This is a genomic window from Streptomyces sp. NPDC021093 (assembly GCF_044333135.1).
In the GTDB taxonomy this organism is placed as follows: domain Bacteria; phylum Actinomycetota; class Actinomycetes; order Streptomycetales; family Streptomycetaceae; genus Streptomyces.
The window spans coordinates 46,824-72,154 of sequence record NZ_JBIRQJ010000014.1 but is presented as its reverse complement, the minus strand read 5'-3'; the positions used below and the strand labels follow the sequence as shown (position 1 = coordinate 72,154).

Sequence of the window (25,331 nt, the reverse complement as noted above, 5' to 3'; positions counted from 1 at the left end):
CGATCAGCCACGACGGCGCCGCAGAGAACAACGGCCCCTCACGCCCCGCCCGCGCCACGCTTCCGCATTGCGGGAATTTGGCGACACAGTGATAAACCGCGGCCCCGCTTTGCCAAAACTTGGCAATCGGGGCCGCTGTTACTCGCAGTAAAGCGAACTCGCCCTTCTGTCCGCCTTGTTGCGACAATCACCCGATTTTCCGCGTCACACGACGCAGCCGGACGCGACCCTGCGAGACCGGCATGCCGCGCTTCGGTTATCGGCCCGTTACTAGCGAGTAACGAACCCCCTTGTGCCGAGCCCGTGAATGCACCACGATCGGCCACGCTCGGTCCATTGCCCACGCCCTGACAAGCCAGTCGGGTCGGCGGGGTTTCTGGGTCCCCACCGGGCGGGTCGGCAGCAGTGGTGCCGGCTCTGGACAGGGGGGTCTCCGCCCAACGGCGGGGCCTGTCCAGCAGGTTGCGCGAACGCGTGGCCAGTGGTTGTCGCTCGGGGGTGATCGCCGGTGATCGGACGTGGCACAAGCCGGGCTCCGAGCGCGGGCGCCCGCACTCCGAGGACGTAGCACTTCTCCCATCCCGACGGGCCCCTGCCCGTACCGGAGATGTACGTCCGAGAAGGAGGAAAGTACATGAGTTCCCAAGTACGCGGTGGAACCAGATGGCGTCGCTTCGCGGTCGTCATGGTGCCGAGCGTGGCCGCGACCGCCGCGATAGGCGTCGCCATGGCACAGGGCGCGCTGGCGGCTTCGTTCAGCGTCTCCGGCCAGGACTTCAAGGTCACCACGGACAAGCTGGACGGCACGGGCTTCGTGCAGTACGGCTCCATCGCCGAGGGCACCGACCTGAAGGGGAACCCGGCCGCTCACCCGGTCGCGGTCTCCGGCTTCAAGAAGGCCACGATCACGAACATGTGCCAGTCGGTCGTCACGCCCGACGTGCCGATCTTCGGCAGCATCAGCCTGATGCTGAAGGCCGGTACGGACCCGGGGAAGCCGGTCGAGGCCGAGAACATCTACCTGGACGTCGCCGACCTCGACGCCGACGCCGAGTTCTCGAACATCGACATCGGTGTCGCGGCGGGCAAGGCCACCAAGGGCCCCGGCATCCAGAAGGGCACGAAGGCCAACCCCTTCGGCTTCGCGCAGCAGGCCGACAAGGCCGTGCTGAAGAACGTGAAGCAGCGCGCCTGGGCGACCTCGGCGGGCACCTTCAAGCTCAGCGGTCTGAGCCTGCGCCTGCACAAGGGCGTCAAGGAGTGCTACTAAGCGCTCCGCGGGAGTGCCGCTGAGCACTCCGCGGGCGGGGCACCGGACGGGACACCGGTAGAGCGGACCGTCCCCGGGGTGTCCCGCCCGTGCCCACTCCCTCTTCTTCTGCACAGCAACACCGGTTCCAGGGAGCTGTTTTCATGAGCGCCGAGACCTCGGTTCCGAGCGAGAGCCGCGATTTCCACTACTGGCGGCTGCGTTTCCGCGCCTGGCGAGGTGTCCGGCCTTTCTGGGCGGGACTCCTCACCATCCTCGGTGGCGTCCCGATCATGTATTTCCCGTACAACGACCTCAAAATGGGCTCGCTCACGCTCACCATGGCGACGACCGCGGGCGCGGGCTCGCTGATCATCGGCGTCCTGCTGGTCACACTGGGCCTCACGATGTGGTTCCACTCCATCGTCCGGATCTTCGCGGGTGTGGCCGCGATCCTGCTGGCCCTCGTCTCCATCCCGGTGTCGAACATCGGCGGATTCATCATCGGCTTCCTGCTCGCGCTGCTGGGCGGTGCGATGTCCATCGCATGGGCCCCGGCGAAGGAAGCGGCGAAGGAACCGGCGGCGGCTCCGTCCCCGGAGGCCGCTGCCGAGCAGACGATGGCCCTCACCCAGGTGCCGCCGCAGGCGGCCGGGCAGCCGGGGGCGAACCTGACGAAGGCAGAGGGTCCGGGAACCGGCACGGACACGAACGCGCCGGACACGAACACGACTGACACATCTGTCGACGCCGATGGCAGGAGGAACAGTGCGGGGTGACGAGGCCCAGGAGAACGCGGGCGGGGGAGCGGAGGCGCGCGGGAGAAGCGGGCCGCGCCACGCGGCCCCCAGGAAGTCGCTGCTGACCAAGCTCCACATGCCGGCGGGCAAGGCCCTGGCCCTCGCGGCGATGCCCACCGCGGTGTTCGTCGGGATGAGCCTGACGCCGAAGCTGGCTATGGCCGCCGAGGAACCGGCGAACCCGTTCGCCCCCGGCCCGTGCGTGACCCAGCCGGACGAGGCGGGCAAGGACGCCGACAAGGACGGCGACGGCAAGCCGGACAAGGACGCCGCGAAGGACGAGGCGGACAAGAACAAGGGCAAGGGCAAGAACGAGGCGGAGAAGCCGGACGCCACGAAGCCCGACGGCAAGGACGACCCGGCCAAGGGCGACGCAGGAGCGGGCAAGCCGGAGAAGACCCCGGCCCCGGACGCCACCAAGCCGCCCGCGGGCGACGGGAAGAAGGCCCCGGACACCACCGCGCCGACTCCCGCGCCGACGCCCACCCCCACCGAGACCGAGTCCAAGAACCCCCTGGACCCGCTCGGCGTGGGCCCCAAGATCAAGGACTTCTTCGAGGGCCTGGGCGGCAAGAAGGAGGAGCCGGCGGCTCCCCCCGCGGCCACCCCCACGCCCACCGCGACGGACACGGCGAAGCCGGACGCCAAGGACGACAAGGCGCCCGCACCCGCCGGGGACGGGACGAAGAAGCCCCCGGCCGCCGACCAGGGCAAGGGCAAGGCCGCCGACGCGGACAAGGCGGACGACGCCAAGGACGCGAAGGCCGCGAAGGAGGCCGAGGCCAAGGCCAAGGCCGAGCTCGAAAAGGAGGAGAAGGCAGCCAAGGACAAGGCCGACGCCGAGACCTCCAGGACCGAGAAGGCCATCCGCGAAGCCGCCGAGAAGCTCGGCATCAAGATCGCGGACCTGGACAAGGACGGCGACGGCAAGCCCGACCTCGTCCCGAACGCCGACGGCAAGATCCCCTTCCCCTGCCCGACGGCAGACCCCAAGGCCCTCGCGGACGCCAAGCTGGAGCCGGGCATCCCGGACCTCCCGGACGACCCGTGGATCCTGGAAACCTCGATGCTGACCCTCCGCGGCCTCAACTACGAGGGCGTCGTCGAGGTCCGTACCGCAGGCGGCAAGATCAAGAAGGTCCTGAAGTTCACCGCCAAGGAAACGGACATCAAGGACCTGCACCAGACCACGGTCGGTCCGAACGGCTCCACCGGGCACGTCCAGGCGAGCAAGGGCTCCACCTCGACCCTCCGCCAGGGCACGGTCACGATGTACACGGAACAGCTGAAGGGCAACCTCTTCGGCCTCATCCCGGTGACCTTCAGCCCCGAGACCCCGCCCCCGCTGAACGTGCCCATCGCGATGTTCACCAAGGCCAGGGTCACCCAGGCGGGCCAGTTCGGCGGCACCCTGACCGTCCCCGGCCTCCACAACTACTTCACAGGACCGGGCACGGGCCAGGCGGCAGCCAACTGAGCGCCGCCGCACGGAGATTCACCGAGGCGGGCCCGGGGTTCTCACCCCGGGCCCGCCTCGGTGCGTCGGCCCGGCGACTTCCAGAAGCCGTAGGCCGCTGTCCCGGCCCATCGGACAGGCCGCAGGGCCTGCGCGGCCCGGTCCGCCGGCCAGGTCCTAGAGCCACCCCTTCTTCTTGACGACGGCGAAGGTGGCGAGTGCGGAGACGACGACTGCGCCGAGCAGGACCGGCAGGGCGTAGAAGTTGTCGAAGCCGTACTCGTTGAGGTGCTCGAAGTTGGCACCGGGAATCGCGGCGAACGTCGACGGGATGACGAACATCAGCGTGATCGCGGCGACCTTCCGGTTCTGCACGGTGGAGACGACCTGCTCCTCCGTCAGGGCGTTCAGCCGGTCCATGTCCTTGTTGAAGTCCCGCAGCTCATCGCGGATTTCGCGCAGCAGCTCCAGGGACTCGGGGGAATCGGGGCGGTTCGCGGGGGTGGGGTCGATCGCGTGGTTCAGCTGGTCGAGCCGGTTCGCGTGGTTCATGTGGTTCATGTGGTTCGTCATGGGAGTGGTCCCTTTTCAGGTTCGGGGCGTGACGGGGCGGCCGACCGGCCGCGCGGCCGTGCCGGAGCACAGCCGTGTGCGGGGCCGGACGGCTGTCACGCGGTGAGGTGGTGGTGCTGGAGGTGCGCGTGATTCCTTACGCGCGAGAAGTACGCCTACGAACTCGGCTCGGAGAGCGGAGGTTTCGGCTCAGAGAGCGGAGACGGAGGCGACGCGGAGTGCGGTGTACGTGCAACTCGGACTGTGATCCATGGGGACTGTCGCCTCCTTTCGGTCGTACGTGCCGCCGGCCTGGCCAGGCGTGCACAGGGGGAATCGGCGCGGCCGAAACGGGTCGACCGGCGCAACTCCTTCAAGCTAGCAACCCGTTGAGGGCCACGGGCGGGCCGAAGGTCCCGCGCCGGAGGCCGAAGGTCCCGGAACCATCACCGGTAAAGCTCGCCCCGAAGGGGTTGACCGATGTCATGGCCATGTCTATTTTCGCGTTACCGCCGGTAATTGACCGGCGCGAACACGGAGGTACTCCCCATGCCCCGTCTCATCTCCCCCCACAAGGTCGCCGGCGTGCTCGTGGGCGCGCTGACCGTGGCCGCACTGTCGGTCGGACCCGCCAGCGCGGCGCAGAGCACGGTCGACGGCGCCATCGGAGCGGGCGACAAGTCGTGCAGCTGGACCGGCGGCGTCACCAGCGACACCGCGCCCAACAACCTCACCGTGGACCGCAGTACCATCAACTCGCCCGGCGGCAACCTGAGTTGCTCCGGTCTCAGTGCAGCCCTCAACAACGACCCGGCGGTGACCTTCGACGACGCCGCGGGCACCGCCACGGCCGACGCCCTCGATGTCTCGGTCACGGTCGTCGGCGTCACCTGCCGCTACCGGTCCGGGGTGCTGACGGCACAGCGCGACGGCACCACCCGCAAGTACTCGGCGACCGCCGACGTGCCACTGGCGGAGGGCGGCTTCCTCTGTCCGGCCAGCCAGACGGTCTCCGCCACCCTGATCTTCCACTGACCGGATTCCGGTACGAGAGCGGGCCCGGAGTCCTCACGACTCCGGGCCCGCCCGTGCGATCTGCAACCGCCGTCGGTGCTGCCGCCGTCAGGCGGTGGCCCCTTCGCCGCCCAGGTGGTGCACCCGGACCATGTTCGTGGTGCCGGGGATGCCGGGGGGCGAGCCGGCCGTGATGATCATGGTGTCGCCGTTGTTGTAGCGCTGGAGCTTCAGCAGCTCGGCGTCGACCAGGTCGACCATCGCGTCCGTGTTGTGCACGTGCGGGACCACGAAGGACTCGACGCCCCAGCTCAGCGCGAGCTGGTTGCGGGTGCCCTCGTCCGTGGTGAAGGCCAGGATCGGCTGGGCCGCGCGGTAGCGGGACAGCCGGCGGGCCGTGTCGCCGGACTTGGTGAAGGCGACCAGCGCCTTGCCGTCCAGGAAGTCCGCGATCTCAGCTGCGGCGCGGGCGACCGAACCGCCCTGCGTGCGCGGCTTCTTGCCGGGGACCAGCGGCTGGAGGCCCTTGGAGAGCAGCTCCTCCTCGGCCGCCACGACGATCTTGGACATCGTCTTCACGGTCTCGATCGGGTAGGCGCCGACCGAGGACTCGGCGGACAGCATGACCGCGTCCGCGCCGTCCAGGATCGCGTTGGCGACGTCGGACGCCTCCGCGCGCGTCGGGCGGGAGTTGGTGATCATCGACTCCATCATCTGGGTCGCCACGATCACCGGCTTGGCGTTGCGGCGGCACAGCTCGATGAGGCGCTTCTGCACCATCGGGACCTTTTCGAGCGGGTACTCGACGGCCAGGTCGCCACGGGCCACCATCACACCGTCGAACGCCATGACGACGCCCTCCATGTGCTCGACGGCCTGCGGCTTCTCCACCTTGGCGATGACGGGGACCCGGCGGCCCTCCTCGTCCATCACCTTGTGGACGTCCTTGACGTCGTCGGCGTCGCGGACGAAGGACAGGGCGACCAGGTCGCAGCCCATCCGCAGGGCGAAGCGGAGGTCGTCGACGTCCTTCTCCGAGAGGGCCGGGACGTTGACCGCCGCGCCGGGCAGGTTGATGCCCTTGTGGTCGGAGATGACACCGCCCTCGATGACGATCGTCTTCACCCGGGGGCCCTCGACCGAGACGACCTTCAGCTCGACGTTGCCGTCGTTGATGAGGATCGGGTCGCCCTTCTGGACGTCGCCCGGCAGTCCCTTGTACGTGGTGCCGCAGACGGACTTGTCGCCCGGGACGTCCTCGGCGGTGATGGTGAACTCGTCCCCGCGGACCAGCTCGACGGGGCCTTCGGCGAACTTCGCCAGGCGGATCTTCGGGCCCTGGAGGTCGGCGAGCACGCCCACCGCGCGGCCCGTCTCGGCGGCGGCCTTGCGGACGCGGTCGTAACGGCCCTGGTGCTCCTCGTGGGTGCCGTGGCTGAAGTTGAAGCGGGCCACGCTCATGCCGGCTTCGATCAGAGCGACGAGCTGCTCGTGGGAGTCGACGGCGGGGCCAAGGGTGCAGACGATTTTGGAACGGCGCATAAGGCGGATCCTATCGGTTTGTTTCGCTGCGGAATATTCCGTCTGGTGGAATGTACAAATGGGCGCGGTGGTGCTCAGACGCGCTCAGTTGACGGTGTTGTCGACGGCTGCGACCAGCTCGTACACCTGGTTCGCGATTTCCAGTTCTTCGTCGGTCGGTACAACGGCGACGGCTACCCGTGCGTACTCCGGCGAAATGATCCGGGGTTCGTCGGAACGTACGGAATTGAGTTCCGTGTCCACGGCGAGACCCAGTTCCGCGAGGCCTGCCACGGCCGCCTCGCGCACCGGAGCGGCATTCTCGCCGACGCCCGCGGTGAAGGCGACCGCGTCCACGCGGCCGAGTACGGCGGAGTAGGCGCCGATGTACTTCTTCAGCCGGTGGATGTAGATCTCGAAGGCGAGTTCGGCCTGTTTGTCGCCCGCGTCGATACGGCGCCGGATTTCCCGCATGTCGTTCTCGCCGCAGAGACCGACCAGACCGCTCTTCTTGTTGAGGAGCGTGTCGATTTCGTCCGTCGACATTCCGGCGACCCGCTCCAGATGGAAGATCACCGCCGGGTCGAGATCGCCCGAACGGGTACCCATGACCAGGCCTTCCAGCGGGGTAAGCCCCATGGAAGTGTCCACGCAGCGGCCGCCCTCGACGGCGGAGGCGGAGGCTCCGTTGCCGAGGTGCAGCACGATGACGTTGACCTCGGAGGGCGCCTTGCCGAGCAGCTCCGCCGTCTTGCGGGAGACGTACGCGTGCGACGTGCCGTGGAAGCCGTAGCGGCGGATGCGGTGCGCGTCGGCGGTCTCGACGTCGATGGCGTAGCGGGCCGCGTACTCCGGCATCGTCGTGTGGAACGCGGTGTCGAAGACGGCGACCTGGGGGAGGTCGGGGCGCAGTGCCCTGGCCGTCTTGATCCCCGTGATGTTGGCCGGGTTGTGCAGGGGCGCGACCGGGACCAGGCGCTCGATCTCCGCCATCACCTCGTCGGTGACGACGGTCGGGGCGGAGAACTTCAGGCCGCCGTGCACCACCCGGTGCCCGACCGCCGCGAGCTCGGGGGAGTCCAGGCCGACGCCGTCGGCGGCCAGTTCGCGCGCGACCGCCTGGAGCGCCTCGTCGTGGTCCGCGAACCTGGTCTCCCGTATGCGCTTCGCACCGGCGCCGTCGCCGAGCAGCGGCGTGTGCACCAGTGCGGACGTGTCCTCGCCGATCTTCTCGACCAGGCCCATGGCCAGCCGGGAGCGGTCGCGCATGTCGATGAGCTGGTACTTCAGCGACGAGGAGCCGGAGTTGAGGACGAGGATGCGGGTGGGGGGAGTGGTCACAGCGGTGCCTTCTCGTGCGAGTGCGAGTGCGAGTGCGGGTGCGGGTGCGGGTGCGAAGTCATGCGGAGCGGGGGTGGGCCCGGTGCCCAAGAGGGCCGGGTGGTGGCCGTCATACGGATTCGCCCTGGGCCTGGATCGCGGTGATGGCGACCGTGTTGACGATGTCCTGGACGAGCGCGCCGCGCGACAGGTCGTTGACCGGCTTGCGCAGGCCCTGCAGGACCGGGCCGACGGCCACGGCGCCGGCCGAGCGCTGCACCGCCTTGTAGGTGTTGTTGCCGGTGTTCAGGTCCGGGAAGATCAACACGCTTGCCTGGCCCGCGACTTCGGAGCCCGGGAGCTTCGTCGCGGCCACCGAGGGCTCGACGGCGGCGTCGTACTGGATCGGGCCCTCGACGAGCAGGTCCGGGCGCAACGACCGTACGAGCTCCGTCGCCTCGCGCACCTTGTCGACGTCCGCGCCCGCACCCGAGGTGCCCGTGGAGTACGACAGCATCGCCATTCGCGGCGCCACGCCGAACTGGGCGGCGGTCCCGGCCGACTGGATCGCGATGTCCGCGAGCTGCACGGCGTTCGGGTCCGGATTGACCGCGCAGTCGCCGTACACCAGGACCTTGTCGGCGAGGCACATGAAGAAGACCGACGAGACGATCTTGGCGTCCGGCTTGGTCTTGATGATCTCGAAGGCGGGGCGGATGGTGGCGGCCGTGGAGTGCACGGAGCCGGACACCATGCCGTCGGCGAGGCCCTCCTGGACCATCAGCGTGCCGAAGTAGTTCACGTCGGCGACCACGTCGTGCGCCAGCTCCACGGTGACGCCCTTGTGGGCGCGCAGCTCGGCGTACCGCTCGGCGAAGGACTGCCGCAGCTCGGAGGTCTGCGGGTCGATGAGCTGGGTGCTCGCCAGGTCGATGCCCAGGTCGGCGGCCTTCTTGCGGATGACGTCCACGTCACCGAGCAGGGTGAGGTCGCAGACGTCGCGGCGCAGCAGCACGTCGGCGGCGCGCAGCACGCGCTCCTCGGTGCCCTCGGGGAGCACGACGCGGCGGCGGTCCGAGCGGGCCTGTTCCAGCAGCTCGTGCTCGAACATCATCGGCGTCACGCGGCCGCTGCGGGCCACCGACATCCGGTCGAGCAGATCGGCGGTGTCGACATGCCGCTCGAAGAGGCCGAGCGCGGTCTCCGCCTTGCGCGGGGTGGCCGCGTTGAGCTTGCCCTCCAGGGCGAACAGCTCTCCCGCGGTCGGGAAGGAGCCGCCGGCCACCGAGATCACCGGGGTGCCGGGCGCGAGGCGCGAGGCCAGGGTCAGGATCTCCTTGCCCGGCTGCTCGTCCAGCGTCAGCAGTACGCCCGCGATGGGCGGCGTACCGGCGCTGTGCGCGGCCAGCGAGCCCACGACCAGGTCGGAGCGGTCGCCCGGGGTGACGACCAGGCAGCCGGGGGTCAGGGCGTTGAGGAAGTTCGGCAGCATCGCGCCGCCGAAGACGAAGTCCAGGGCGTCGCGCGCGAGCCCCGCGTCGTCGCCGAGCAGCACCGTCGCGCCCAGCGCCTGGGTGATCTGCGCGACCGTCGGCGCGGCGAGCGCCGGCTCGTCCGGGAGCACGTACGCGGGGACCGGGAGGCGGCTGTCGTTGAGGCGCTCCGCGATCTCGGCGCGGTCGACCGGGGCGACCCGGTTCACGACCAGCGCGAGGACGTGGCAGCCCAGGCTCTCGTACGCCCGGTGGGCGTTGCGGGCCTCGGCGCGCACCGATTCGGCGGTCTGCTTGCGGCCGCCGACGACGGGTATCACGGACGCCCCGAACTCGTTGGCCAGGCGGGCGTTCATCGACAGCTCGTCGGGGAACTGGGTGTCCGCGAAGTCCGTGCCGAGCACCAGGACGACCTCGTAGTCCCTGGCCACCTTGTGGAAGCGGTCCACCAGCTGGGAGACCAGCTCGTCGGTGCCCCTCTCGGCCTGCAGGGCGGACGCCTCGCGGTAGTCCATCCCGTACACCGTAGCCGGGTCCTGGGACAGCCGGTAGCGGGCGCGGAGCAGGTCGAAGAGGCGGTCGGGGCCGTCGTGCACCAGCGGGCGGAAGACGCCCACGCGGTCCACCTGGCGGGTCAGGAGTTCCATGACTCCCAGCTCGACGACCTGGCGGCCGTCCCCCCGGTCGATGCCGGTCACGTACACGCTGCGCGTCACGCGTGCTCTCCGTCTCGTCGTCAGTCTCATGGTCGGTAAGTGGTCGGCGAGTAACTTTGCCGAGATTGTGCGGTTAGGGTGGTCTTGCACCCTTGACAATACCTTTGTGGCTGGATAAGGCGCCCGCCGGAAGAAGTCCCGTGAGCAGGGCCCAAAGGCCCCCTGTCCCGGTTGTCCCGGAGTATCCGGAAGCGCGCGGCGCATTCCGGCCGTGGAACAATCGGAACCTGGCTCACAAGTACCACCAAGAGCAGGAGACACAGCACGATGCGTATCGGAGTTCTCACCGCAGGCGGCGACTGTCCTGGGCTGAACGCAGTGATCCGGTCGGTCGTGCACCGCGCCGTCGCCGGACACAACGACGAGGTCATCGGGTTCGAGGACGGCTTCAAGGGTCTCCTCGACGGTCACTACCGCCCCCTCGACCTCAACGCGGTCAGCGGCATCCTGCCGCGCGGCGGCACCATCCTCGGTTCGGCCAGGCTGGAGCGCGACCGGCTCCGCGAGGCCGCCGAGAACTGCGCCGAGCTGACCGCCAAGTACGGCATCGACGCGCTCATCCCGATCGGCGGCGAGGGCACCCTGACCGCCGCCCGGATGCTGTCGGACGCCGGAATGCCCGTCGTCGGCGTCCCGAAGACCATCGACAACGACATCAACGGCACCGACCGCACCTTCGGCTTCGACACCGCCGTCGGCGTCGCCACCGAGGCCATAGACCGTCTGAAGACGACCGCCGAGTCGCACCAGCGCGTCATGGTCGTCGAGGTCATGGGCCGGCACGCGGGCTGGATCGCCCTGGAGTCCGGCATGGCGGGCGGCGCCCACGGCATCTGCCTGCCCGAGCGCCCCTTCGAGGTCGACTCCCTCGTCAAGATGGTCGAGGAGCGCTTCGCCCGCGGCAAGAAGTTCGCCGTCGTCTGCGTCGCGGAGGGCGCCCGTCCGGCCGAGGGCACCATGCCGTACGAGAAGGGCGTCATCGACCAGTTCGGCCACGAGCGCTTCACCGGCATCGGCACCCGCCTGGCCGTCGAGCTGGAGGGCAGGCTCGGCAAGGAGGCCCGCCCGGTCATCCTCGGCCACGTCCAGCGCGGCGGCACCCCCACCGCTTACGACCGCGTCCTCGCGACCCGCTTCGGCTGGCACGCGGTGGAGGCGGCGCACGCCGGTCACTTCGGCAAGATGACCGCGCTGCGCGGCACGAACATCGAGATGGTGCCGCTCGCCGAGGGCGTCTCCGAGCTGAAGACGGTCCCGGCGGCGCGGATGGACGAGGCCGAGTCGGTCTTCTGACCGCCGCTCCTCCCCTCGCGAACGTAACGACAGAACGGCCCCGATCGTCTCCCCTGTGGACGACCGGGGCCGTTCCGTGTGTGCCCTCCCGGCGGATTGTTCCGGCCGGAGTTGGCGGTTCCCACTCTTGAGTTGCGCGGCCGGATCAACAAGGCTTCAACCTGTCCGGGACATGTCCCAACTCCCTTTCCGCTGCTGTCCGGACGCAGGTCAGGTCAGGTGACTGGAGGCCTCCGCATGCCGGAGCCCGTTCCGCGCGCGGTGCGCACGGCCGCCGAGTTCATCGAGGGACTGCACGCGCTCAAGGAGTGGTCGGGACTCACCTACCGCGAGCTCACCGCCCGCGCGGACGCCGTCGGCGACGTCCTGCCGCGCAGCACGGTCGCGAACATGCTGGCGCGCACGACGGTGCCGCGCGAGGAACTGGTGGCGGCCTACGTACGGGCGTGCGGATGCGGCCCGTCGGTGGTGGAGGAGTGGCTGGCGGTACGGAAGGAACTCGCGGGCCGCGGCGAGCGGGTGGAGCCGGAACCCGACCTCGTACCAGTGGCCGAAGTCCCGTTGCCGCCGGGCGGAAAGGCCCCCGCCGGCGGGCCGGAAGCCCCGAGTGCGCGGCGGTTCTCCCGGACCAAGGTCCTGGCGGTCGCGCTGGCCCTGACGGTGGTCGCGGCGACGGTGGCCTGGCTGACCCGCGACACCGATCCGCAGCTCCGGCCGCTCGGTGCGGTGACCGCTCCCGGCGCGGGCGAACGGACGCTGCGCGCGGTGCACTCCGGGCTCTGCCTGGGAGAACGGACCGGCGCCACCAGCGGCAAGGTCCTGCAGGCGCCCTGTGAGGGACTCGTACCCCAGTACTCGCTGGTCAGGATGGGGGAGCAGGACTGGCGGATCGCCTCGTACCACCCCGAGTTCGAGGAGGGCTGCATGGGCGTGCACTGGGGGAAGCGGGAGAAGGGCGCCTGGGTGGAGGACGACGAGTGCGTGAACCGCGACCCGGCGGCGGAGACGTTCCGCTTCGAGCCGGTCGGCGACCCGGTCAAGGGCTACCGGATCCGCCCGCAGCACACCCGGATGTGCCTCACGGTGCCGGGCGCCTCCCGCGCCGAGTGGACCGCGCTGGAACAGCGGCCGTGCGAGGACGACGCGGCGGGCCAGCTGTTCCGCTTCGACCCGGAGGACAAGTGACGCCGGCGGGTGCCATCGGCGGTGGGCGCACGATGCCTTCGGATGCCGTCCGAGGAGGGGCACGACGCTAGCGGGTGCCCTCGGCCCGCTCCCAGAAGTGCCCCAGGATCCCGTCCAGGAAGTCCCGTCCCGCGGCCCCGTCCCCCGCGTCCCCGACGCCGCCCCACCCCAGCGTCGCCACCATCCGGGACTGGTAGTCGGCGTGCAGCCGCAGGAGTACGTCCTGCAGCGCGGCACGCGGCAGCGGGACCAGCTTCACGAGCGGCCGTACGTACGCCTGCCAGCGGGTCGTCACCGCGCTCCGCAGCAGCTCGGCCAGCTCCTCGTCACGGCCGGCCGCGGTGACGAACTGAACGGGGGACAGGCCGAGCGCGGCGGCCAGCGCGGCGGTCTGCCGCTCGGTGCCGCGCCACCGGCCCGCCTCCTCCATCCGTACGTACGCGTCGTGGCCGAGCCCGACCTGCCGGGCCAGGTCGGCGGTGCTGAACCCGCGCGCCGTACGGTGCTCGCGCAAGGTGCGGGCGGCGTGCAGGAGTTCGGCGGGGGCGCACCACAGCACACCGGCCAGTGCGGTCACCTCGTGGGCGGTGGGGGTGCGGATGCCGCGCTCCCAGGCGACCACCAGCTCCGGTCCCACGTCCAGTCCGTACTGTGCGCGCAGCCCGTACGCGACGTGGCCGGGGTCCATCCCGAGCGCCTCGCGCAGCCGACGGGCGGCGGGTGCGTCGAAGGGCGGGGCGTCGGACGGCGGGGTGAGGGGCACGGGGCACACGGTAGAGCGGGACGGGTGCGATGGCTACGGTGCGTTCCGCCGAGAACACGGCTCGTAGGAATGTCCAGGGTCGCCGGCGGCGAATCTGTGAACTCTACGACCGGAAGGGTGTGTTGGCGCCCAGGGTGGTGCATAGTCGCCGGGACCCACCCCGACGTGGGCTTATCGGTGAGAACGAGGAGGGCTTCCAGTGGCCGCAACGGGATCGGAAGCGGGATCGGCAGCAGGCGCGGACCCGAGCTCGGCGCCTGCGCCGAGAAGACGGGACCGGACCCATTACCTCTACCCGGCGGTCGTCGTCGCCGTCGTCCTCGGCATCACCGTCGGGCTGATCTGGCCGGAGGTGGGCAAGGAGCTGAAGCCGATCGGTGACGGCTTCGTCAACCTGATCAAGATGCTGATCTCGCCGATCATCTTCTGCACGATCGTGCTGGGCATCGGCTCGGTCCGCAAGGCCGCCAAGGTCGGTGCGGTGGGCGGGCTCGCGCTCGGTTACTTCATGGTGATGTCGACGGTGGCGCTCGGCATCGGGCTGCTGGTCGGCAACCTGATCCACCCGGGCACCGACCTCGACCTGGACGCGCACAAGGACGCGGGCGCCAAGCAGGCGGCGGGCGCGAGCGAGGGCCTGGGCGACTTCCTGCTGGGCATCATCCCGAAGACCCTCGTCTCGGCGTTCACCGAAGGCTCGGTGCTCCAGACCCTCTTCGTCGCCCTGCTGGTGGGCTTCGCGCTGCAGGCGCTGGGCCGGGCGGGGGAGCCGGTGCTGCGCGGCATCGGACACATCCAGCGGCTGGTGTTCCGGATCCTGGCGATGGTGATGTGGGCGGCGCCGGTGGGTGCCTTCGGAGCGATCTCGGCGGTGGTCGGGGCGACCGGCATCGACGCCCTCAAGGCGCTCGGGATCATCATGGTCGCCTTCTACCTCACCTGCGCGCTCTTCGTCGTCCTGGTCCTCGGGACGATCCTCAGGCTGGTCGCGGGAGTGAACCTCTTCAAGCTGCTGAAGTACCTGGCGCGCGAGTTCCTCCTGATCGTCTCGTCCTCCTCGTCGGAGACGGCGCTGCCGAGGCTGATCGCGAAGATGGAGCACCTGGGCGTCAGCAAGCCGGTCGTCGGCATCACGGTCCCGACCGGCTACTCCTTCAACCTGGACGGCACGGCCATCTACCTGACGATGGCCTCGCTCTTCATCGCGAACGCCATGGGCGACCCGCTGAACATCGGCGAGCAGATCGCCCTCCTCGGCTTCATGATCATCGCCTCGAAGGGTGCGGCGGGCGTCACCGGCGCGGGACTCGCCACGCTGGCGGGCGGACTCCAGTCGCACCGCCCGGAACTGGTCGACGGCGTCGGCCTGATCGTCGGAATCGACCGCTTCATGAGCGAGGCAAGGGCCCTGACGAACTTCGCGGGGAACGCGGTGGCGACGGTGCTGGTGGGGACGTGGACGAAGGAGATCGACAAGGAGCGGGTGGGGCTGGTGCTGTCGGGGAAGCTGCCGTTCGACGAGCGGATGCTGGAGGAGGGGGACGGGCATGGCCCCGTGCCCGAGCCGCGGGCGGAGCCGGAGGATGCGGCGCGGTCGGAGGCGGAGGCAAGGTAGCGAGCGGGGCGGTCGCGAGGGCGGTCGGGTAGGGGGCAGGCTTTTAGGGGCGCGGGGAACTGCGCGGCCAGCCGCGACGCATCCGCACGTACAACCCACCCGCCCCGCGACGTGCCCGCACGTACAACCCACCCGCCCCGCGGCTAGCGTCCCGGTGTGGCGACACCTTCCCGCCCCAGCAGCTCCTCCACGTCCCCCACCCCGACCCCCGCCGAAAGCAGCGCCGTCGTCGCCGCCGCGCGTCCCGCGTCGTCCGCTGCCAGCGACCCCTCGTTCACGGCCTCCATGAGCCCGAAGAGCGTCTGCTCGTGGACGTACGCCAGCGCCGCCGCCGGTACGGGCGACCGGAAGACCCCCTGCGCCTGCCCCAGCCGCAGCAGCGCCACGCAGTCCTCCCGCACCGGTGTCAGCCGCTGCTTGATGCCCTCCATCGTGACGCTCCGCTGCGCCAGCGCGACCAGCAGCCGGTAGCGGTCCGCGATGTGCCAGACCGCGAACATCGCCCGCGCGAGCGCCTCCGCCGGGTCGTCCACCCCCGCGCGGCTCGCCGCATGTGCCTCGATGACCGCCTCCGCCGCGCCGTCGACGAGCGCGGCGACCAGTGCCTCCCGGTTCGGGAAGTGCCCGTACACGGTGCGCCGTACGACCCCCGCCGCCCGCGCGATCTGATCCATGCTCGCGTCCGGGTCGCGCAGCAGCTCCGCCAGCGCGACATCCATGATGCGGCGGCGGTTCGCGTCCGCCCTCGCCGAGCTGCCCGTACTCGCGCCCGTCCCCGTACCCGTACCCGTGGTCATGGATCCATTTTGCACATGGCTGTGCATTCCAGTAACTTGCACACAGCTGTGTAGTTGCACACTGCTGTGCAAGCAGGAATCGTCAGATGATGGCAAAGAGGTGGAAACCGTGCCCCTGGTCGCGAACCAGCCGGTCGAAGAGATGGACCGGCCCTACCCAAGGCGTTGGTGGGCCCTGCTGGTCCTCTGCCTCAGCCTGCTGATCATCGTGATGGCGAACACCGCCCTCACCGTCGCCGCCCCGGACATGACCAAGGACCTCGGGCTGAACAGCGCCGACCTCCAGTGGGTCGTCGACGGCTACACCGTCCCGTACGCCGCGCTGATGCTGCTCCTCGGCGCGATCGGCGACAAGTACAGCCGCCGCGGCGCACTCGTCCTCGGACTGCTGGTGTTCGGCGGAGGCTCCATAGCGGGCTCGCTCGTCGACAGCGCCAACGGCGTCATCGCCGCCCGCGCCGTGATGGGCGTCGGCGCCGCGATGATCATGCCCGCGACGCTCTCCCTCCTCGCCGCGACCTTCCCGCGCGCCGAACGCGCCAAGGCGATCGTGCTCTGGACCGCCACCGCGGGACTGGCCATCGCCGCGGGGCCGCTCGTCGCCGGTGCGCTCCTCGAAGACCACGGCTGGGCCTCGACCTTCCTGATCAACGTGCCCGTCGCCGCCCTCGCGATCGTCGGCGCCCTCACGCTCGTACCGCCGTCCAAGGCCTCCGTCCACGGCCGGATCGACTACGTCGGCGGCCTGCTGTCCGTCGTCTGGGTCGCCGCCCTGATCTTCGCGATCATCGAGGGCCCGCACTTCGGCTGGGACGGCAAGGCGATCGGCGCGGCCGTCGTCGCCGGTGTCGGCCTGCTCCTCTTCGTCCTCTGGGAGCTGCGCCACCCCCGCCCCGTCCTCGACGTCCGCCGCTTCCTGAGCCGTGGCTTCGCAGGCTCCAACCTTGCCGTCGCGCTCTTCTTCCTGGCCGTCTTCGGCGCGTTCTACTTCCTCACCCAGCACCTCCAGTTCGTGCTCGGCTTCAACGCCCTGGAGACCGGCGTACGGATGCTGCCGCTGGCCGGAGCGGTCTTCGTCGGCTCCGCGCTGACCGGCTTCCTCACCCCGCGCCTCGGCATGAAGGTCACCGTCACGGCCGGCATGGTCGGCGGCACGGCCGCGCTCGCCCTGCTCACCCGGGTCGACGCCGCGTCCTCGTACGGCGACTTCGTCCTGCCCCTCGTCATCCTCGGACTCGCCATCGGCCTGGCGCTCTCGCCCTGCACCGACGCGATCATGGGTGCCTTCCCCGAGTCCGAACTCGGAGTCGGCGGCGCGGTCAACGACACCTCGCTCGAACTGGGCGGCTCGCTCGGCATCGCCGTGCTCGGCTCGGTCCTCGCCGGTGCGTACTCCTCGAACCTGGCGGACGGTGTGCAGGGCACGAAGCTGCCCGCGTCCGCACTCGACACCGCGCAGGACTCGGTCGGCGCCGGGTACGCGGTCGCCCAGGGCATCGGCGAGAAGGCGCACGCCCTGGCCGGCCAGGCGGCGAAGGCGGCCACCCCCGAACAGGCCGCCCAGCTCAAGGGCCAGGCGGGCCAACTCGCCCAGGGCGCCAAGGACATGGCGGACGCCGTCGGCTCCGCCTTCTCGGACGCGGTCGCGCACACCAGCCTGATCGGCGCGGTGGTACTCGGCGCGGGCACGGTCCTGGTCGCGGTCCTGCTGCCGCGCCGGGGCAGGGGCACGGACGCGGACCGGCCGGAAGAGGCAGCTCCGGAAAAGGAGTTGGCGGCCACGACCCGCTAGGAAGTCCCCGTCGGGGGCCGGGGCCCCACGAAAGGCCCCGACCCCCGACTGTCAGTGCCGGATGCCAGGATGATCGGCATGGACTCACGGGGAGATTCACGGGGCGACCAGGCCATGCACCACGCCCGCGTACTGGACACGCTGCTCGCGGACCCGGCGGCCCTGCTGGCCGCCGACCGCTCTGCCGTGCGCGACGAACTGTCCGCGCGGCAGCGGGGGTCGAAGGCCGCCGAGCAGGGCCGTTCCGCCTTCCGGCAGGCCGAGACGATATTCGGCACCGCGGACGTGCCGCGCGCCGAATTCGCCGCCTGGCTGCACTTCGCCGCGACCGTCCTGGGACACGGGGAGTACGCGGCCGGGGTCGCGGCCGCCGCCCCCGGAATGCCGTGGAGCACGGAGTGGGCCTGGTGGCGACCGGCCGGGCACTACGTGGCCGAGCCCAACCTCAGCGGTGACGCGGGCGCGGCCCAAATGATCCACCGGGGGCGGGAGTTGATCAAGGTGGACGGGCTGTGGTGCGACAACCGCTGGTTCGACGCCCACACCGGCGAGAGCGTCCCCGCCCCGCCGGCCGACGAGGTGCAGCGGCACGGCCCCGGCCGGGACGCCGAGGACGCACTGCCGGCGCTCTTCGACACCGACCCGGCCGCACCCGCCCTGTCGGTCCCGCCCACCTGGGAGTACACGGCCCCGCTCGACGCCGGGGGCCGCTACCTCCTCCAGGACGAGCACGGCGTCGCCGTACTGCGCCTGAACCCCGACGTGCTGGCGGACTGGCCGACCGGCGGCGCGTCGTACGAGTCGGCGGAGGACGGCGGCCCCGGCCTCCCCCTCGACGGATCGCCCGACCTGGACCCGCCGCTCACCGCGGCCAGGATGCGGGCCGCCTTCGGGGCGGGGGGCGGGGTGCGCCGCTTCCCGGAGCAGGACCTGCCCGCCGCCCTGGAGCACGGCCCGAGCCGGACGTTCCTCGCCGAGGTCGGCGTACCCGGCTGGTGGGCGGGCGGGGTCTCCAGCTTCTCCCCGTTCGCCGAGGTCGAGCCGCTGGAGGGCGACCCCGACCTGCTCGGTTTCGGTTACCTGGATCTGGGCGACGGCGAGGACCGGGAGGTGTGCGTCCACCGGACCACCGGCGTCGTGCACCTCGCGGCCCCGGAGGACGACGAGGACGACGAGGACGGTGGCGACGGCTCCGCCGTCTACCTCTCGCGCGACGTGGAGACCTTCACGCTCTTCCTGGAGAACCTGCGCCGTTACATGAACGCGATCTGGGACCCCTACCCCGACGAGTCGGGCGCCGAGTTCGAGTACGAGAGCCGGATGCAGGCCCTGGACCCCGAGGCGTTCGCCGACGACGCACCGGCCCGGGAGGTCTGGGAGCAGGTCTTCGCCACCATCACCGCCCTCACCGTCTACGGCTACTGAGGACAGAAGGCGGGGCCGGTTCGGGACCCCCGTCGACCCATGGGCCGGTCCGCCGCGGGTAGGAGCCCGTACTCGGGGGAAACCCGCAGCGGTATGAGGTGACGCAAGATGGTGACGCACGTGGACCGGGAGCGCCGTTGGCTGGACGCCTCGGTGGGTCTGGCCGAGCTGATGCTCGACGAGCCCGAAGTGACGGAATTCCTGCGGGAGTTCTGCTCCCGCACCACCGATCTGCTCGAAGTTCCGGCCGTGGGCACCATGCTGGCCGACGAGAGCGGCGCACTGCGCGTCGCCGCGGGCTCCGACGAGGCGTCCGAACTGCTGGAACTCCTCGCGGCGGAGCGCCAGGAGGGCCCCTGCGTCGACGCGTACCGCTCGGGCGAACCGCAGTACGAGCTCGATCTGCGGGAATCGGCCGGCCGCTGGCCCGAGTTCTGCTCCAGGGCCATGGAGCACGGCATCTTCAAGACCGCAGTCCTGCCGCTGTGCCGCCGCACCGACCGGCTCGGCACCTGGCAGGTGTACGGACGCGAGGCACTGCCCGGACGCGCGGAGCTCGAACTGGCCCAGCGGCTCGCGGACATCGCCGTACTGTCCCTGAGCCAGTCCCGGAGCCTCTGGCACCTCACCCGCTCGGCCGAGGGGTTGCGCACCGCGCTGACCAGCCGGATCGCCATCGAGCAGGCCAAGGGAATCCTGGCCGCCCAGTGGGGCGTGCACCCCGACGCGGCGTTCCAGCCGCTGCGCGCCTATGCGCGGTCCCGGCAGCGCAAGCTCAAGGAGGTCGCACTCGACGTGATCGAGGGAAGGCTGCGGCTACCGCCCCGCTGAGTCAGCATCGAGTCAACCAAGCTGGTCGATCTTCACTCTTACGGGTTAAGTCGGGATGGGCAACCGATTCTGCTCGGGCGGTGTTGCATACGTTCATGGAGGCCATCCCAGACCCCGGTGAGTCGACCAACGACCGCACACTGGCAGTCAGTTTGAGTACCTGGGGTGTCGCACATGTCGGAATCAACTGTTGAGCAGGCCGTCGAGGCGCACATGTCGGGGGACACCCTCGTCCTTGTGCTCGCCGGTGAGCTGGACCTCTTCGCCTCGCTCCAGTGCGGCCCGCAGATCGACAGGGCCCTGACGTCGCAGCCGCGCCGGACCGTCGTCGACCTCCGCAGGGTCACCTTCCTCGACTGCAGCGGCCTCGCCCTGCTGCTCCGGGTGCGGGGCCAGGCCGCGCGCTGGGGCGGTGAGCTCGCGCTCCACTGCCCCGACCGCCGCGCGCTCAGGATCCTGCAGTACGTGGACGTGGTGGTGCCCCTGACCTTCGTCGAGGTGCTCCTGGAGGGCTGATCCGGGCTGAGTCCCCGCCGCGCGGTATCCGCGCGCACGCACAAAAAGAAATACCCCGGCGCAATTGACAGCCGGGGTATTTCTCTGCGTATATTGGGCGTTTCCATGACTGCATCCAAAAGAGGTCATGGAGTAGCGAGATACCGACACCGTAACCCAGTGGGGGAAGACTTGTCAACCGAGGAATTGTCAACCCGGGAATCCCGGGAATCCCAGGAGCTGCGTCACGAGCAGCAATTCCTTGATGAGCTGTACGCGCGGCTCGATGTGCTCAGGGGGCACGCCGAGACCGCCGTACAGGGCTCGTTCGCCCAGACCGGCACCGGTCAGCAGGCGCGTGTGGAGCGCGAGGTGACCGTGGCGGAACGGTCCGGAGTGCTGACCGCGCTGAATTCCGTGGAATCCGGACTCTGCTTCGGCCGCCTCGACTTCCATTCCGACCATGAAGGTTCGGATGCGGAAGGCACGGAAAGCCAGGGAGGCGCAAGCCGGGCCAGCACGAAGGGCGAAACCACCCATCACATCGGCCGTACCGGAATCCGCCGCGACGACGCGGAACGCAGCCCTTTGCTGATCGACTGGCGCGCCCCGGTCGCCCGCCCCTTCTACCTCGCCACCGGACACTCCCCGATGGGCCTGCGCCGCCGCCGGCACCTCACCACCCGCGGCCGCACCGTCACCGCGCTGCACGACGAGATCCTCGACCTGCGCGACACCGAGCGCACCGGTCACGAGGACCCGAGCGGCGACGCCGTCCTGCTCGCCGCCCTGAACGGTGCCCGCACCGGCCGCATGGCCGACATCGTGCAGACCATCCAGGCCGAGCAGGACCGCATCATCCGCGCCCCGCACCGCGGTGTCCTCGTCGTCGAGGGCGGACCCGGCACCGGCAAGACCGCCGTCGCCCTGCACCGCGCCGCCTACCTCCTCTACGCGCACCGCGAGCTGCTGGCCCGCCGCGCCGTCCTGGTGGTCGGCCCCAACCCGGCCTTCCTCGGCTACATCGGCGACGTCCTGCCCTCGCTCGGTGAGACCGGCGTCCTGCTCGCCACCACCGGGGAGCTCTTCCCCGGCGTCACCGCCACCGCGACCGACACCCCCGAGGCGGCCGCGGTCAAGGGCGGGGCCAATATGGCGGACGTACTCGCCCAGGTCGTACGGGACCGGCAGGACGCCCCCGGCACCGTCCTGGAGATCGCGCACGAGCAGTACACGCTCCACCTGGAGCGCGCCATGGCCGAGGACGCCCGCCACCGGGCCCGGGAGACCCGGCTGCCGCACAACCTGGCCCGCCCCCACTTCGGCCGCCACGTCCTGGACGCCCTCACCGAGCAGCTCGCCGAGCGCATCGGCCGGGAGCCGTACGAGGCCATCGCCGAGGAGCTGGGCGAGGAACTGGGCCCTGAGGAGAACCTCCTCGCCCCCGCCGACATCGAGCAGCTCGGCAAGGAGATCGCCGCCAACCCGGACGTCCTCGCCGCGATCGACGGCCTGTGGCCGGAAATCACCCCGCAGCGGCTGATCGCCGAATTCCTGGCGTCCCCCTCCCATCTCCCGGACGAGGAGGCCGAGTTGATCCGGCGCGCGGAGGGCTCCGCATGGACCCCGGCCGACGTGCCCCTCCTCGACGAGGCCGCCGAGCTGCTCGGCGAGGACGACCACGCGGCCAGGGCCGCCGCAGCCCGCGAGTACGAGGAGCGGGTGGCGTACGCGCAGGGCGTGCTGGACGTGTCGTACGGCTCGCGCACCTACGAGTTCGAGGACGTCGAGGACGAGGACTCCGAGGTGCTCGGGGCGCACGACCTCATCGACGCCGAGCGGTTCGCCGAGCGCCACGACGAGGCCGACCACCGCAGTGCCGCCGCCCGCGCCGCCGCGGACCGCACCTGGGCGTTCGGCCACATCATCGTGGACGAGGCGCAGGAGCTGTCCGCGATGGCGTGGCGGCTGCTGATGCGCCGCTGTCCGACCCGGTCGATGACCCTGGTCGGCGACCCGGCGCAGACCGGCGACGCGGCGGGCTGCGGTTCCTGGAAGGAGATCCTCGACCCGTACGTCGGCAGTCGCTTCGAGCACACCCGGCTCGGCGTGAACTACCGCACCCCGGCGGAGATCATGGAGCTGGCGGCCCGCGTGATGCGCACCGCCGACCCCGCCTTCGAACCGCCGAGTTCGGTACGGTCCACGGGCGTCGAGCCGTGGACCCGCGCGACGACCGCCGCGGAACTGCCCCGTACGGTCGCGGAGGCCGTGGCGGAGTCGGAGACCTCCGGCAGGCTGGCGGTCGTCGCTCCGGCGGAACTGCTGCCCGCCCTCGCGGCGGCGATCCCTGCGGCTTCGTACGGTACGGAACCCGACCTCACCGCCCGGGTCGTCCTGCTGGCCCCGCACCAGGCGAAGGGGCTGGAGTTCGACACGGTGGTGGTGGCGGAGCCGGACCTGATCAGGTCCGGCTCGCCGCGCGGCCTCAGCGACCTGTATGTGGCCCTGACCAGGGCGACTCAGCAGCTGGGCCTGGTCCACACCGAGGAGCTGAGCTTCACGCAGGCCTGAACCACACCGTCGCCAGCGGCGGCAGCGTGAGCCGGATGCTCGCCGGGCGGCCGTGGAGCGGGACAGGCTCCGGCTTCAGCGGCTCCGGGTGGCGGATGCCGCTGCCGCCGTAGGCCTCCGCGTCCGTGTTGAGGACCTCCGTCCACGCCGGTACGTCGTCGGGGACACCGATCCGGTACCCCTGCCGTACGACCGGCGAGAAGTGGGAGACGGCGAGCAGCGGGTTCCCGGCGGCGTCGTGACGCAGGAACGCGAACACGTTGTCCTCGGCGGCGTCGCCGGCCACCCAGGCGAAGCCCTCGGGGGCGGTGTCGCGCTCCCACAGGGCGGGCTCCGCGCGGTAGTGGGTGTTGAGGTCGCGGACCAGGTCGCGGACGCCCCGGTGGTCGGCCTCCGCACCGTACGACGGGTCGAGCAGCCACCAGTCCGGGCCGTGCGCCTCCGACCACTCGGCGCCCTGCGCGAACTCCTGTCCCATGAAAAGGAGTTGCTTGCCTGGGTGCGCCCACATGAAGCCGAGGTAGGCGCGGTGCGTGGCCCGCTGCTGCCACCAGTCGCCGGGCATCCTGCCCACCAGCGAGCGCTTGCCGTGCACGACCTCGTCGTGGGAGATCGGCAGGACGTAGTTCTCGCTGTACGCGTAGACCATCGAGAAGGTCATCTCGTGGTGGTGGTACTTGCGGTGCACCGGCTCCTTCGACACGTAGCCGAGGGAGTCGTGCATCCACCCCATGTTCCACTTCAGCCCGAAGCCGAGCCCGCCGAAGCCGCCGGGGCCGATGTGGTGGGTGGCGCGCGTGACGCCGTCCCAGGCGGTGGACTCCTCGGCGATGGTGATCACGCCGGGGTTGCGGCGGTAGACGGTGGCGTTCATCTCCTGGAGGAAGGCGACGGCGTCGAGGTTCTCCCGGCCGCCGTGCTCGTTGGGCACCCACTGGCCCTCCTCGCGCGAGTAGTCGAGGTAGAGCATCGAGGCGACCGCGTCGACCCGCAGGCCGTCGATGTGGAACTCCTCGCACCAGTAACTGGCGTTCGCCACAAGGAAGTTGCGGACCTCGGTGCGGCCGAAGTCGAATTCGAGGGTGCCCCAGTCGGGGTGCGCCGACTTCAGCGGGTCCTCGTGCTCGTACAGCGGGCGGCCGTCGAACTCGGCGAGCGCCCAGTCGTCGCGCGGGAAGTGCGCGGGCACCCAGTCCACGAGCACGCCGATGCCTGCCCGGTGCAGGGCGTCGACCAGGAAGCGGAAGTCGTCCGGGCCGCCCAGCCGGGCGGTCGGCGCGTAGAAGCCCGTCACCTGGTAGCCCCAGGAGCCGCCGTACGGATGCTCGGCGACCGGCATCAGCTCGACGTGCGTGAAGCCCAGGTCGGAGACGTACGCGGGGAGTTGAGCGGCGAGCTGGCGATAGGTCAGACCGGGCCGCCAGGACGCCAGGTGCACCTCGTACACCGAGAACGGCGCCTCGTGGACCGGCCGCTCGGCGCGCGCCGCCATCCACGCCGCGTCCTTCCACTCGTGGTGCGCGGCGGCGACGATCGACGCGTTCGCGGGCGGCACCTCCGTCCGCCGGGCCATCGGGTCGGCGCGCATGGTGTGCGAGCCGTCCGGGCGGGTGATCTGGAACTTGTACAGCTCGCCCTCGCCGATTCCGGGCAGGAAGAGCTCCCAGACCCCGGTACCGCCGAGCGAGCGCATCGGACACCCGGTGCCGTCCCAGTAGTTGAAGTCGCCGACGACGCGGACGCCGAGCGCGTTGGGCGCCCACACGGTGAAGCGGGTGCCGGTGACCCCCTGGTGGGTCATCGGCTCGGCGCCGAGCGCCTTCCACAGCTCCTCGTGCCGGCCCTCGCCGATCAGGTGCAGATCGAGGTCGCCGAGCGCGGGCAGGAAGCGGTACGGGTCGTCGACCGTGATCTCGTTGTCGTCGTAGGTGACCCGGAGCCGGTACGGGGGGACGTCGGCGAGCTCCAGCACCCCGCCGAACAACCCGTCGCCCTCGTCCAGGAGCTGGGCGCGGATCCCGTCGGCGAGGACGGTGACCGCCTTCGCGTACGGCCGCAGCACCCGGAACCGGACGCCCCGACCCGGAGATTCCGGGGCGGGAACGGGGTGCGCGCCGAGGACGCCGTGCGGCTCGTGGTGGGTGCCCGCCAGCAGCCGGGCCCGCTCCTCGCCGCCGAGCGGGCGCGCGGGGCGCACGTCGTGGCCGGGGAGGGGTGCCGGGGACCCGGCCTTCCCGGCCTTCCCGGACTTCCCGGTCTGCGCGGACTTCCCGGCCTGCGCGGGCTTGGCCTTCGCCTTCGCCCCCTCGGCCTTCGCCGCCCTCGGTTTCGGCGTTCTGGGGGCCGTGGCCCCCGGCGTGGTGCGGCGGGGCGGGCGGGGAGCGCCTTCGCCGGGGTCAGGGGTGGGACGGGGGGTCACGGGTGCGTCCTCCTCAGGAAC

At 70.8% G+C, this 25,331-nt stretch carries 19 protein-coding genes; 12 read left to right on the top strand and 7 right to left on the bottom strand.

Going from position 1 to position 25,331, the window contains the following annotated elements:
* Window positions 1-634: 634 nt before the first annotated feature.
* From ACH4SP_RS35520 to ACH4SP_RS35510, 3 genes are all read left to right on the top strand, one after another.
* The gene (locus tag ACH4SP_RS35520; protein WP_398421322.1) at window positions 635-1,270 is read left to right on the top strand and encodes a DUF6230 family protein; all 636 of its coding nucleotides are present in this window, start codon (window positions 635-637) and stop codon (window positions 1,268-1,270) included.
* A 143-nt stretch (window positions 1,271-1,413) separates the two neighbouring features.
* On the top strand, window positions 1,414-2,028 hold the full coding sequence (locus tag ACH4SP_RS35515) for a DUF6114 domain-containing protein (protein WP_398421321.1): 615 nt from the start codon (window positions 1,414-1,416) through the stop codon (window positions 2,026-2,028).
* Complete coding sequence (locus ACH4SP_RS35510; protein WP_398421319.1) at window positions 2,018-3,526, top strand: hypothetical protein; 1,509 nt, start codon at window positions 2,018-2,020, stop codon at window positions 3,524-3,526. Before ACH4SP_RS35515 ends, ACH4SP_RS35510 begins: the two co-directional genes overlap by 11 nt.
* Before the next feature lie 156 nt (window positions 3,527-3,682).
* Here the strand turns inward: ACH4SP_RS35510 and ACH4SP_RS35505 are convergent, their stop codons facing one another.
* Window positions 3,683-4,078 carry a hypothetical protein gene (locus tag ACH4SP_RS35505; protein WP_398421317.1) on the bottom strand — a complete coding sequence of 132 codons (396 nt, stop codon included), beginning with the start codon at window positions 4,076-4,078 and terminating at the stop codon, window positions 3,683-3,685.
* A gap of 528 nt (window positions 4,079-4,606) precedes the next feature.
* Between ACH4SP_RS35505 and ACH4SP_RS35500 the strand changes: the two genes are divergently transcribed.
* Window positions 4,607-5,092 carry a hypothetical protein gene (locus tag ACH4SP_RS35500; protein ID WP_398421315.1) on the top strand — a complete coding sequence of 162 codons (486 nt, stop codon included), beginning with the start codon at window positions 4,607-4,609 and terminating at the stop codon, window positions 5,090-5,092.
* Between the two features lie 87 nt (window positions 5,093-5,179).
* Here the strand turns inward: ACH4SP_RS35500 and pyk are convergent, their stop codons facing one another.
* The 3 genes from pyk to pta form a co-directional block, all read right to left on the bottom strand.
* Window positions 5,180-6,613 carry a pyruvate kinase gene (gene pyk, locus ACH4SP_RS35495; RefSeq protein WP_398421313.1) on the bottom strand — a complete coding sequence of 478 codons (1,434 nt, stop codon included), beginning with the start codon at window positions 6,611-6,613 and terminating at the stop codon, window positions 5,180-5,182.
* Between the two features lie 84 nt (window positions 6,614-6,697).
* Window positions 6,698-7,933, bottom strand: coding sequence for an acetate kinase (locus ACH4SP_RS35490; RefSeq protein WP_398421311.1), 1,236 nt, complete (start codon window positions 7,931-7,933; stop codon window positions 6,698-6,700).
* A gap of 109 nt (window positions 7,934-8,042) precedes the next feature.
* A complete protein-coding gene (pta, locus tag ACH4SP_RS35485; RefSeq protein ID WP_398421309.1) occupies window positions 8,043-10,121 on the bottom strand; it encodes a phosphate acetyltransferase in 2,079 nt (692 codons plus the stop codon).
* A gap of 267 nt (window positions 10,122-10,388) precedes the next feature.
* On the opposite strand from pta, the gene ACH4SP_RS35480 reads away from it, so the two are divergent.
* Complete coding sequence (locus ACH4SP_RS35480; protein WP_398421307.1) at window positions 10,389-11,414, top strand: ATP-dependent 6-phosphofructokinase; 1,026 nt, start codon at window positions 10,389-10,391, stop codon at window positions 11,412-11,414.
* A gap of 237 nt (window positions 11,415-11,651) precedes the next feature.
* Complete coding sequence (locus tag ACH4SP_RS35475) at window positions 11,652-12,599, top strand: RICIN domain-containing protein (protein ID WP_398421305.1); 948 nt, start codon at window positions 11,652-11,654, stop codon at window positions 12,597-12,599.
* Between the two features lie 67 nt (window positions 12,600-12,666).
* On the opposite strand, the gene ACH4SP_RS35470 is transcribed toward ACH4SP_RS35475, so the two are convergent.
* Window positions 12,667-13,287: a helix-turn-helix domain-containing protein gene (locus ACH4SP_RS35470; protein WP_398421697.1), complete on the bottom strand. Its 621-nt coding sequence runs from the start codon at window positions 13,285-13,287 to the stop codon at window positions 12,667-12,669.
* Window positions 13,288-13,561: 274 nt separating this feature from the next.
* Here ACH4SP_RS35470 and ACH4SP_RS35465 point away from each other — a divergent pair, with 274 nt between their 5' ends.
* Window positions 13,562-14,977, top strand: a complete 1,416-nt coding sequence (locus ACH4SP_RS35465; protein ID WP_398421303.1) for a cation:dicarboxylate symporter family transporter — start codon at window positions 13,562-13,564, stop codon at window positions 14,975-14,977.
* Between the two features lie 143 nt (window positions 14,978-15,120).
* Here ACH4SP_RS35465 and ACH4SP_RS35460 read toward each other — a convergent pair whose 3' ends face one another.
* Window positions 15,121-15,774 (bottom strand): TetR/AcrR family transcriptional regulator, encoded by a 654-nt coding sequence (locus ACH4SP_RS35460; protein ID WP_398421302.1) that lies wholly within the window; start codon window positions 15,772-15,774, stop codon window positions 15,121-15,123.
* A 109-nt stretch (window positions 15,775-15,883) separates the two neighbouring features.
* Between ACH4SP_RS35460 and ACH4SP_RS35455 the strand changes: the two genes are divergently transcribed.
* The 5 genes from ACH4SP_RS35455 (at window position 15,884) to ACH4SP_RS35435 (ending at window position 22,891) form a co-directional block, all read left to right on the top strand.
* Complete coding sequence (locus ACH4SP_RS35455; RefSeq protein ID WP_398421300.1) at window positions 15,884-17,566, top strand: MFS transporter; 1,683 nt, start codon at window positions 15,884-15,886, stop codon at window positions 17,564-17,566.
* Window positions 17,567-17,644: 78 nt separating this feature from the next.
* The gene (locus ACH4SP_RS35450; RefSeq protein ID WP_398421298.1) at window positions 17,645-18,991 is read left to right on the top strand and encodes an SUKH-4 family immunity protein; all 1,347 of its coding nucleotides are present in this window, start codon (window positions 17,645-17,647) and stop codon (window positions 18,989-18,991) included.
* 108 nt (window positions 18,992-19,099) lie between these two features.
* Entirely contained in the window at window positions 19,100-19,822 is a 723-nt protein-coding gene (locus ACH4SP_RS35445; RefSeq protein ID WP_398421297.1) for an ANTAR domain-containing protein, read from the top strand.
* Between the two features lie 174 nt (window positions 19,823-19,996).
* Complete coding sequence (locus tag ACH4SP_RS35440) at window positions 19,997-20,338, top strand: STAS domain-containing protein (protein ID WP_398421296.1); 342 nt, start codon at window positions 19,997-19,999, stop codon at window positions 20,336-20,338.
* A gap of 171 nt (window positions 20,339-20,509) precedes the next feature.
* Window positions 20,510-22,891, top strand: a complete 2,382-nt coding sequence (locus ACH4SP_RS35435; protein ID WP_398421294.1) for a HelD family protein — start codon at window positions 20,510-20,512, stop codon at window positions 22,889-22,891.
* Here ACH4SP_RS35435 and glgB read toward each other — a convergent pair.
* Window positions 22,878-25,310, bottom strand: coding sequence for a 1,4-alpha-glucan branching enzyme (glgB, locus tag ACH4SP_RS35430; RefSeq protein WP_398421292.1), 2,433 nt, complete (start codon window positions 25,308-25,310; stop codon window positions 22,878-22,880). The two genes, ACH4SP_RS35435 and glgB, sit on opposite strands and share 14 nt — an antisense overlap.
* Window positions 25,311-25,331: the final 21 nt, after the last annotated feature.

Bases quoted from the DNA above. Each gene is read 5' to 3' on its own strand.
- ACH4SP_RS35520 (WP_398421322.1), top strand. From the start codon at position 635: ATGAGTTCCCAAGTACGCGGTGGAACCAGATGGCGTCGCTTCGCGGTC.
- ACH4SP_RS35515 (WP_398421321.1), top strand. From the start codon at position 1,414: ATGAGCGCCGAGACCTCGGTTCCGAGCGAGAGCCGCGATTTCCACTAC.
- ACH4SP_RS35505 (WP_398421317.1), bottom strand. From the start codon at position 4,078: ATGACGAACCACATGAACCACATGAACCACGCGAACCGGCTCGACCAG.
- ACH4SP_RS35500 (WP_398421315.1), top strand. From the start codon at position 4,607: ATGCCCCGTCTCATCTCCCCCCACAAGGTCGCCGGCGTGCTCGTGGGC.
- pyk (WP_398421313.1), bottom strand. From the start codon at position 6,613: ATGCGCCGTTCCAAAATCGTCTGCACCCTTGGCCCCGCCGTCGACTCC.
- ACH4SP_RS35480 (WP_398421307.1), top strand. From the start codon at position 10,389: ATGCGTATCGGAGTTCTCACCGCAGGCGGCGACTGTCCTGGGCTGAAC.
- ACH4SP_RS35475 (WP_398421305.1), top strand. From the start codon at position 11,652: ATGCCGGAGCCCGTTCCGCGCGCGGTGCGCACGGCCGCCGAGTTCATC.
- ACH4SP_RS35470 (WP_398421697.1), bottom strand. From the start codon at position 13,287: ATGGACCCCGGCCACGTCGCGTACGGGCTGCGCGCACAGTACGGACTG.
- ACH4SP_RS35460 (WP_398421302.1), bottom strand. From the start codon at position 15,774: ATGACCACGGGTACGGGTACGGGGACGGGCGCGAGTACGGGCAGCTCG.
- ACH4SP_RS35450 (WP_398421298.1), top strand. From the start codon at position 17,645: ATGGACTCACGGGGAGATTCACGGGGCGACCAGGCCATGCACCACGCC.
- ACH4SP_RS35445 (WP_398421297.1), top strand. From the start codon at position 19,100: ATGGTGACGCACGTGGACCGGGAGCGCCGTTGGCTGGACGCCTCGGTG.
- ACH4SP_RS35440 (WP_398421296.1), top strand. From the start codon at position 19,997: ATGTCGGAATCAACTGTTGAGCAGGCCGTCGAGGCGCACATGTCGGGG.